The sequence below is a fragment of the Cupriavidus sp. BIS7 genome (assembly GCF_000292345.1).
In the GTDB taxonomy this organism is placed as follows: Bacteria; Pseudomonadota; Gammaproteobacteria; order Burkholderiales; family Burkholderiaceae; genus Cupriavidus.
Genome location: NZ_ALOU01000004.1, coordinates 21,099 through 28,855, shown reverse-complemented (window position 1 = coordinate 28,855; position 7,757 = coordinate 21,099). Strand labels below are relative to the sequence as shown.

Sequence of the window (7,757 nt, the reverse complement as noted above, 5' to 3'; positions counted from 1 at the left end):
AAGTGGGAGAGGGGAGCGAACACCAAAGGGGATACCAATGAGCGAACAACTACATGACGCCGCGCCGGCGGCGATCTCGGTGCGCGCGGCGGAAATCACCACCGCGCTGCTGATCGCCATCGGCGCGGTGGTGGTGATGGTCAGCAACTACCAGATTGGCGCGGGCTGGGCGCCGGACGGCCCGGAGGCCGGCTATTTCCCGATGCGCATCGGCGCGATCATCTTCATTGCCTGCCTGGTGGTGCTGTGGCAGGCGTGGCGTAGCGACAGCGACAAGGTCTTTGTCACGTGGCCGCAGTTGCGTCAGGTGGCCGTGATCCTGGTGCCGCTGACGGCGTACGTGGCGCTGATCACATTCGCCGGCATCTATGTGGCATCGGCGCTGTTTATCGCCGGTTTCATGCGGGCGATCGGCAAGTTTGCATGGTGGCGCGCGGTGCTGACCGGCGTGGCCATCAACGTGGTGCTGTTCTGGATCTTCGAGATGCAGTTCCGCGTGCCGTTGCCCAAGGGTCCGCTCGAAGCGGCCTTCGGATTCTGAGAGAGGCCGGCATGGAAGAACTCAATGCATTGATGGGCGGCTTTGCCGTGGCGATGTCATGGCACAACGTCGGGCTGATGCTGGTGGGCATCCTGCTCGGAATCGTGGTGGGCGTGCTGCCGGGTCTTGGCGGCCCCAACGGCGTGGCGATCCTGCTGCCGCTGACATTCTCGATGGAGCCGACGTCGGCCATCATCATGCTGTCGTGCATCTACTGGGGTGCACTGTTTGGCGGCGCGATCACGTCGATCCTGTTCAACATTCCCGGTGAGGCGTGGTCCGTGGCCACCACGTTCGATGGCTATCCACTCGCGCAGCAAGGCGAGGCGGGCCGTGCGCTGACATCGGCATTCACGGGTTCGTTTCTCGGTGCGCTGGCTGGCGTGCTGCTGATCACGTTCCTGGCACCACTGGTGGCGAAGTTTGCGCTGCGCTTCGGGCCACCGGAATTTTTCGCGGTCTACTTCCTGACTTTCTGCAGCTTTGTTGGCATGGGCAAGGAAGCCAAGGCCAAGATCGTGATTGCAATGTGCGTAGGATTCGCGCTCGCGGCAGTCGGCATGGATACGGTGTCCGGCACGCTGCGCATGACGTTCGGCTCCACCGAACTGCTGCGCGGCTTCGACTTCCTCGTGGCCGTGATCGGCCTGTTCGGCATCAGCGAGATCCTGATGACGATGGAGGAGGGCGTCGCGTTCCGTGGCAAGCGCGCCAGCATCGACCTCAAGGTAGTACTGAAGACCTGGGCCGAACTGCCGCGCTACTGGATGACGCTGATCCGCTCGTCGATCATCGGCTGCTGGCTTGGAGTGACGCCAGGCGGCGCCACGGCGGCATCGTTCATGGGCTACGGCGTGGCCAAGCGCTTTTCGCGCAAGCGAGAGACGTTCGGCCGCGGCAATGTCGAAGGCGTGATCGCGCCCGAGTGTGCCGCGCACGCGGCCGGCACCAGTGCGCTGCTGCCGATGCTGGCGCTCGGCATCCCGGGGTCGGCAACGGCTGCGGTGCTGTTGGGCGGGTTGATGATCTGGGGCCTGCAGCCGGGGCCGCTGTTGTTCACCGAGCAGAAGACCTTTGTCTGGGGCCTGATCGCCAGCATGTACCTGGGCAACCTGGCGGGGCTGATCGTGGTGCTGTCCACGGTGCCGCTGTTCGCCGCCATCCTGCGTATTCCGTTCGCGATCATCGCGCCGCTGATCCTGGTGGTCTGCGCGATCGGCGCGTTCACGGTGCACAACGCAATGTTCGATGTCTGGCTCATGCTGATCTTCGGCGTGGTTGGCTACGTGCTCAAGAAGCTCGACTATCCGCTTGCGCCATTGGTGCTGGCGCTTGTGCTTGGCGATCGCGCGGAAGATGCGTTCCGGCAGACCATGCTGATGTCGCAGGGCGAACTCAACGTGTTCTGGTCCAACGGGCTCGTCGGCACGATCATGGCGCTGGCAGTGGTGATCCTGGTATGGCCGCTGTTCGGCGGCCTGCTCGAGAAAACTCGCCGCCGCAAGGTGGTGCAGGCACAAGGGGCGGCGGAATGAGCGATCCCGTTCAACACGAAGAGACGTTGCTGGTGACGCGCGACGATGCCGTTGCCACGATCACCCTGAACCGGCCCGAGAAGCTCAATGCGTTCACGCTCGACATGTGGCGGCAACTCGGCGAAGCATTCCGCACGTTGTCGGCCGATGACTCGGTGCGCTGCGTGATCGTACGCGGCGCGGGCGAGCGGGCGTTCTCGCCGGGCAACGATATCGGCGAATTTTCCACCGCGCGCTCGAACAAGCAGCAGGCCATGGTTTATGGGGCGGTGATGCACGCCACCGCGCAGGCGATGCAGGATTGCCCGCATCCGGTGGTGGCGCAGGTTCACGGCATTTGCGTGGGCGGCGGGCTGGAAGTGGCGGCGATGGCCGATATCCGCATCTGTGGCCAGAGCGGCCGCTTCGGTGCGCCGATCAAGAACCTCGGGCTGGTGATGGCGCATGCGGAAATGGCGCCGCTGATCCGGCTGATTGGCACGTCGCGCACGCTTGAACTGCTGTTCGAAGGACGCATCGTCGGCGCCGATGAGGCATATGCGATGGGTCTCGTGTCCCGCGTGGTGCCAGATGACCGTGTGGCAGACGAGGCGCGCGCCACGGCGCAGCGGATTGCATCGGGCGCGCCGCTGGTTGCGCGGTGGCACAAGCGGTTTGCACGGCAATTGGCCGAAGGCAAGCCTCTCTCTGCAGCCGATCTCGATGCTGCATTCGACTGCTTCGATACCGAGGACTTCCGCACCGGCTATCGCGCGTTCCTGGCCAAGGAGACGCCGACATTCACTGGTCGATAACCAGGGAGAAGACCGATGTCCCATTCCCCCGACACCGCATCCGGCATGCAGCCTGGTGCGCTGGCTGGCCTGCGGGTTCTGGAACTTGCCCAGATCATGGCCGGCCCCACCTGCGGCATGATGCTGGCCGATCTTGGCGCCGATGTGATCAAGATCGAGAAGATCGACGGTGGCGACGATGCACGCGGCTATCGCGAGCCGACCATCAACGGTGTGTCCGCGCCGTTCCTGATGCTGAACCGCAACAAGCGCGGCATTGCGCTGGACCTGAAGACGCCTGAAGGGCGAGAGGTGTTCCTGCGCATGGTGCGCAATGCCGATGTGGTGATCGAGAACTTTCGCAAGGGCACGCTGGAGAAGCTTGGGCTGGGATACGACACGCTGTCCCGCGAGAACCCGGGCCTGATCTACTGCGCGATATCTGGCTATGGGCGCAGCGGGCCGTTTGCGGACAAGGGTGGCTTCGACCTGATCGCGCAGGGCTACACGGGACTGATGAGCATCACGGGCGAGGAAGGCGGGCCGCCGCTGCGTACCGGCAATTCGATTGCCGATATCAACGCGGGCATTCTGGCCGCGTTCGGCATCCTCGCGGCGTATCAGCATCGGCAGAAGACCGGGCGGGGGCAGATCGTCGAAACGTCGCTGATCGAAGCGGGCCTGCAACAGCTCTACTGGCATGCGGCCATCCACTTTGCCACGGGGGAATCCCCGGGGCCGAGCGGATCGGCGCACGTGCTGGCTACGCCATACCAGGCGTTCCCGACGCAGGATGGCCACATCATCGTGGGCGGCGCGAACGAGAAGAACTGGGCGCGCATCGCGCAGGTGCTCGGGCATCCGGAATGGATCGACGACCCGCGGTACCGGCTCAATGCCGACCGCATGCGTAACCGCGACACGTTGCTGCCGGCGATGGCGGCGATTCTCGGTACACGCCGGTCTGCGGAATGGCTGGCGGCATTCGATGCTGCCGGTGTACCTGCCGGGCCCGTGCATTCGATTGGCGAGGCACTAAACCACCCGCAGACGCTGGCGCGCGGCATGGTGGTGCGGCAACAGCACGCGGAGGCCGGGCCGATCCGCACACTGGGGCTGCCGGTGCAGCTATCGGAGACACCGGCGCAGTACCATCGCCCGTCGCCAAGGTTGGGCGAACATACGCGCGCGCTGCTGGCCGAATGCGGCTACAGCGCGGGCGAGATCGATATGATGCTTGAGGCGGGTGTGGTGACGGAAGCGGCCGCGCCGGCGGCCTGCACCGTGACAGAGGCTTAGGGGGTCAGCCGACGTAGTAGAGGATGCTGACGAACTGGCACATGCTGCCGGCCAGCACGAACAGGTGCCAGATGCCGTGGAAGTGGCGCACCTTTTCGTCGAACAGGAAGAAGCCGATGCCGGCGGTGTAGACCGCGCCGCCGGCTACGAGCCAGTACAGCCCTGCGCGCGGCAGGGCGGCCGCCAGTGGGCCGAATGCCACCAGCACCAACCACCCCATGATCACGTAGATGGCCAGCGACAGGATTCGCGTGCGCTTCCCGATCCACAGTTCCTGCACGATGCCGATCACGGCAAGCCCCCAGTTGATGCCGAACAGCGTCCAGCCCCACGGGCCGTGCAGCGTAACCAGTGCGAACGGTGTATAGCTGCCGGCAATCAGCAGGTAGATTGCGCAATAGTCGAGGCGCCGGAAGATGTCCTTGGCCGGGCCGCGTACGCTGTGATAGACGGTGGAGATCGTGTACAGCAGCACCAGCGTGGTGCCATACACGATGGAGCTGACCACCTTCCAGGCATCGTTATGAAGCGCCGACGAGGTGACCAGCACCGCCATGCCGGCCGCCGAGAGCACCGCCCCCGCCAGGTGACTATAGCCATTGAACCGTTCGCCGCGATACATCCCCAATGCTCCATCTGCGCTGTGGACAAGCGCCCATTCTGTCACGGATCGCGCATGCCGCCGCGATGCCCTTAGCGATTTCGCGGTCATGTACACTTGCCCGCTGGCGTTCCTGCGGGGCTTGCCTGGCACGAACGCCACTATCAAGAACCTGACACCACAGAATCCCATGAAGAAACTTTCCCTGATCCTCGCCGCCGTGGCGCTGGGCGCTACAGGTATCGCACAAGCGGAAACGCTGCCGTCCGGCGTGGTGATCGAGCACGTCACCAAGGGCACCGGCGCATCGCCCAAGGCTTCGGATACGGTCAAGGTCCACTATCGTGGCACGCTGACCGATGGCACGGAGTTCGACAGCTCCTACAAGCGTGGCCAGCCGATCTCGTTTCCGCTGAACCGCGTGATTCCGTGCTGGACCGAGGGCGTGCAGAAGATGAAGGTCGGCGAAAAGGCCAAGCTGACCTGCCCGGCCGCCACGGCCTATGGCGCGCGCGGCGTGCCGGGAACGATTCCTCCGAATGCCACGCTGAATTTTGAAGTGGAGCTGCTGGGGATTGGCGGCTGACGTCTGACGGCTGAGTGGGTCGGCATGGTTGCGGCTGGCCCTCTCCCCCGACCTCTCTCCGGTCTGAACATGTACAAGATGTGTGCAAAAAGGCGCTTGTTCGTCGCCGAAAATCGGGGTCTATACTGACGTCCTTCTTTCGCCCGCAGCACGGGACGGGGCTCCCCATGAACAAGCGTTTTTATCTTTTCTGCGCCTCCACGTGGATCGCCGCGGCCGTTCTGATCCTTGGCAACGGTTCCATGTCGATGGACGCATTGAGCGGCGTGATTGCGCTCGCCGGCTTCGACCTGCTGCGTCCGTGATGGGGTCGTGACGCGGTCCTGAAGCGCCGGTGTTGCCCACGTTGCATTGCGCAATACGTCATGGCATTTCCGATGCCAGAGGCCTACGCTTGAGAGCGGTCCGTGCACGTCCGACGCACGATGATTTCAACCGATCTCGCGGGAGAGACTCGATGAAGGCAATCAACTTTGCATTGGCATTCGCAGTCCTGGTTCCAGGGCTGGCGTTGGCCGCAGGACCGGAAAGCCCGTCCGAACGTTATGACTACGACATGCACACGACCAACAAGGACGGTTATGTTCCGGATCCGGCGCGTGCGACCAACAAGGATGGCTATGTGCCTGACACTGCCCGGTCCGGTGACAAGTTCGATCCCTACACACAGGGCGCGAACCAGAGCACGTCATCAGCCTTGACCGACAGCAAGAGCACCACCAAGAAGTCGAGCAAGTCTCACAAGAAGGCGCCAGCCGCTCCGACAGCGGCGACGCAGTGAACTGCGTGATCTGGTCAGGAACAGGGCCCCGCCTTGCGCGGGGCTTTTTTTATTGCGAAAGGCGAGCTTCGATCGATGAGATCAGGTCGTCCATCCACCGGCGCAGCAGCGTGTCCGACATGACCGAGGCGGTGCTGCGCGCGATCACGCGATAGACGTTGCCACGCGGGATCTTCGATACGCGTGCAGGGTCGAGCCAGGCCTTGTTGTCGGCAAGCAGCAGCAGCGTTTCCAGGCCGATCAGGATCGGCCACAGGCAGGCCAGCCGCAGCCTGATGGCCGTGCGGGGAATCGCGAACGTATAGGCCATCGCTGCGCGGAAGTGGTCCAGCGAGAAGCGCATCAGTTCACGCAGCATCGGTTGCGCGCGTTGTCCGTTGGCTGGGTCCATCAGGTCGAGCGGCACAAGCCCGTGACGGTCGAGCACCTCGGTCGGCAGATAGCAGCGGCCGATGCGCAGATCCTTGCCGCAATCGCGCAGCACGTTGACCATCTGCAGCGCCTTGCCGAAGCGGATGCCGCGACGCAGCATTGCCTCCGGCGCTTCGGAAAGCACGCCTGGCTGATGGGCATAGGTCATCGTGGTCCAGAACTCGCCCACGCAACCGGCAACGAGGTACGTGTAGCGATCGAGGTCGGCCATCGTGCGCAGTGCCGCCACCTGGCCGGAGCGTTCGTCCGGAAACGTGTTCAGGTCGAACTCCATGCCTTCGGTCAGCGTACTGACGATACCGCGCACCGCGCTTCGATCGGTCTCATCGAGTTGCGTCAGAACGTCGAGCGCAGGTCCGATAGATTCCAGCAGCACTTTTTCGTCGGACTGGGTTTGCTGGCTGGCCACCTCTGCGGCCAGTTGCTGCGCAAGCAGCCCGCCGTCCTCGGTGCCGTTGATGCGCTGCCGTAGCGACAGCAGCAGTTCAAGCCGCCGTGCCGGTGGAATCAGCGAGGTATCGGCGATGGTGTCCGCCGCGCGCGCCAGCAGATAGGCCAGGCCAACGGGGTCGCGCATGCCTGCCGGCAGGATGCGCAGGGTCAGGTAGAACGAACGGGAAACCCCTTTCAGTAGCGGGCCTAGCAGAAAGGTCCGGTTCGGATTTGGCATGGCAAGATCATCACACGATGGGACCGCGCATTGTAGCCGCCAGCCGCCGCCAATGCCCTGGCGCCATGGGCGCGGCTCGGCGACCGGGCCGCCCGGGTCTCCTGTGCGATACATGCGTGGCGTGCGCACCACGCTCGAAAACCCGCATTTGCCCGGAAATCCAGCCCTGGCGCGGCCGTCCCGGCCAGCCTGGGAAAATATTTGTCCAGGTACGCAACATCGGCGCCACGCGGTCATTCCCATGTCATGCGCGGTTATGCATAATTTCCTGCATCTGGGCTTTCAGGATTGCACTGATGCGCGTGACGATTCGAACCACGACGATTCCCGGATCCGCTACCCGGGTTGCACTGCATCGCGCGGCCGTCTACCTCAATACCGAGGAAGATGCCTCGCCGCTGATGGTCAGTGCGTGGAGTCAACGTGAACCCGAAGCATTTCTTGCTGCCCAGCGCTGGGCGCGCACCCACGAGTACCAGGTCTCGAATCCGCGCAACGGTACTTACTACGGCGGACGCACCGCGCGCTGAACGCAATTC

Annotated in this window: 10 protein-coding genes; 8 read left to right on the top strand and 2 right to left on the bottom strand. The window is 63.8% G+C overall.

The annotated features are described in order from the left end of the window. Positions 1-37 precede the first annotated feature (37 nt). The 4 genes from B552_RS0101080 to B552_RS0101065 are packed head-to-tail and all read left to right on the top strand — an operon-like array spanning position 38 to position 4,148. A complete protein-coding gene (locus tag B552_RS0101080) occupies positions 38-541 on the top strand; it encodes a tripartite tricarboxylate transporter TctB family protein (protein WP_019447140.1) in 504 nt (167 codons plus the stop codon). A gap of 11 nt (positions 542-552) precedes the next feature. Further along, the gene (locus tag B552_RS0101075) at positions 553-2,076 is read left to right on the top strand and encodes a tripartite tricarboxylate transporter permease (RefSeq protein ID WP_019447139.1); all 1,524 of its coding nucleotides are present in this window, start codon (positions 553-555) and stop codon (positions 2,074-2,076) included. Then, positions 2,073-2,870 (top strand): enoyl-CoA hydratase-related protein, encoded by a 798-nt coding sequence (locus tag B552_RS0101070; RefSeq protein ID WP_019447138.1) that lies wholly within the window; start codon positions 2,073-2,075, stop codon positions 2,868-2,870. Before B552_RS0101075 ends, B552_RS0101070 begins: the two co-directional genes overlap by 4 nt. 15 nt (positions 2,871-2,885) lie before the next feature. Further along, positions 2,886-4,148, top strand: coding sequence for a CoA transferase (locus B552_RS0101065; RefSeq protein WP_019447137.1), 1,263 nt, complete (start codon positions 2,886-2,888; stop codon positions 4,146-4,148). Positions 4,149-4,152: 4 nt separating this feature from the next. Here the strand turns inward: B552_RS0101065 and B552_RS0101060 are convergent, their stop codons facing one another. Beyond that, a complete protein-coding gene (locus tag B552_RS0101060) occupies positions 4,153-4,770 on the bottom strand; it encodes a hemolysin III family protein (RefSeq protein WP_019447136.1) in 618 nt (205 codons plus the stop codon). Between the two features lie 169 nt (positions 4,771-4,939). On the opposite strand from B552_RS0101060, the gene B552_RS0101055 reads away from it, so the two are divergent. From B552_RS0101055 to B552_RS0101045, 3 genes are all read left to right on the top strand, one after another. Then, positions 4,940-5,335: an FKBP-type peptidyl-prolyl cis-trans isomerase gene (locus B552_RS0101055; protein ID WP_026035171.1), complete on the top strand. Its 396-nt coding sequence runs from the start codon at positions 4,940-4,942 to the stop codon at positions 5,333-5,335. A 167-nt stretch (positions 5,336-5,502) separates the two neighbouring features. After that, a complete protein-coding gene (locus B552_RS29040) occupies positions 5,503-5,640 on the top strand; it encodes a hypothetical protein (RefSeq protein ID WP_019447134.1) in 138 nt (45 codons plus the stop codon). Between the two features lie 152 nt (positions 5,641-5,792). Next, complete coding sequence (locus B552_RS0101045) at positions 5,793-6,116, top strand: hypothetical protein (RefSeq protein WP_019447133.1); 324 nt, start codon at positions 5,793-5,795, stop codon at positions 6,114-6,116. Positions 6,117-6,165: 49 nt separating this feature from the next. On the opposite strand, the gene B552_RS0101040 is transcribed toward B552_RS0101045, so the two are convergent. Next, positions 6,166-7,218, bottom strand: a complete 1,053-nt coding sequence (locus tag B552_RS0101040) for a phytoene/squalene synthase family protein (RefSeq protein WP_026035170.1) — start codon at positions 7,216-7,218, stop codon at positions 6,166-6,168. Between the two features lie 296 nt (positions 7,219-7,514). Here B552_RS0101040 and B552_RS0101035 point away from each other — a divergent pair, with 296 nt between their 5' ends. Continuing rightward, positions 7,515-7,748 carry a hypothetical protein gene (locus B552_RS0101035; RefSeq protein WP_019447131.1) on the top strand — a complete coding sequence of 78 codons (234 nt, stop codon included), beginning with the start codon at positions 7,515-7,517 and terminating at the stop codon, positions 7,746-7,748. The last annotated feature ends 9 nt before the right edge of the window (positions 7,749-7,757 follow it).

Coding starts and splice junctions, on each gene's coding strand:
- B552_RS0101070 (WP_019447138.1), top strand. CDS start 2,073: ATGAGCGATCCCGTTCAACACGAAGAGACGTTGCTGGTGACGCGCGAC.
- B552_RS29040 (WP_019447134.1), top strand. CDS start 5,503: ATGAACAAGCGTTTTTATCTTTTCTGCGCCTCCACGTGGATCGCCGCG.
- B552_RS0101060 (WP_019447136.1), bottom strand. CDS start 4,770: ATGTATCGCGGCGAACGGTTCAATGGCTATAGTCACCTGGCGGGGGCG.
- B552_RS0101035 (WP_019447131.1), top strand. CDS start 7,515: ATGCGCGTGACGATTCGAACCACGACGATTCCCGGATCCGCTACCCGG.
- B552_RS0101045 (WP_019447133.1), top strand. CDS start 5,793: ATGAAGGCAATCAACTTTGCATTGGCATTCGCAGTCCTGGTTCCAGGG.
- B552_RS0101075 (WP_019447139.1), top strand. CDS start 553: ATGGAAGAACTCAATGCATTGATGGGCGGCTTTGCCGTGGCGATGTCA.
- B552_RS0101080 (WP_019447140.1), top strand. CDS start 38: ATGAGCGAACAACTACATGACGCCGCGCCGGCGGCGATCTCGGTGCGC.
- B552_RS0101040 (WP_026035170.1), bottom strand. CDS start 7,218: ATGCCAAATCCGAACCGGACCTTTCTGCTAGGCCCGCTACTGAAAGGG.
- B552_RS0101065 (WP_019447137.1), top strand. CDS start 2,886: ATGTCCCATTCCCCCGACACCGCATCCGGCATGCAGCCTGGTGCGCTG.
- B552_RS0101055 (WP_026035171.1), top strand. CDS start 4,940: ATGAAGAAACTTTCCCTGATCCTCGCCGCCGTGGCGCTGGGCGCTACA.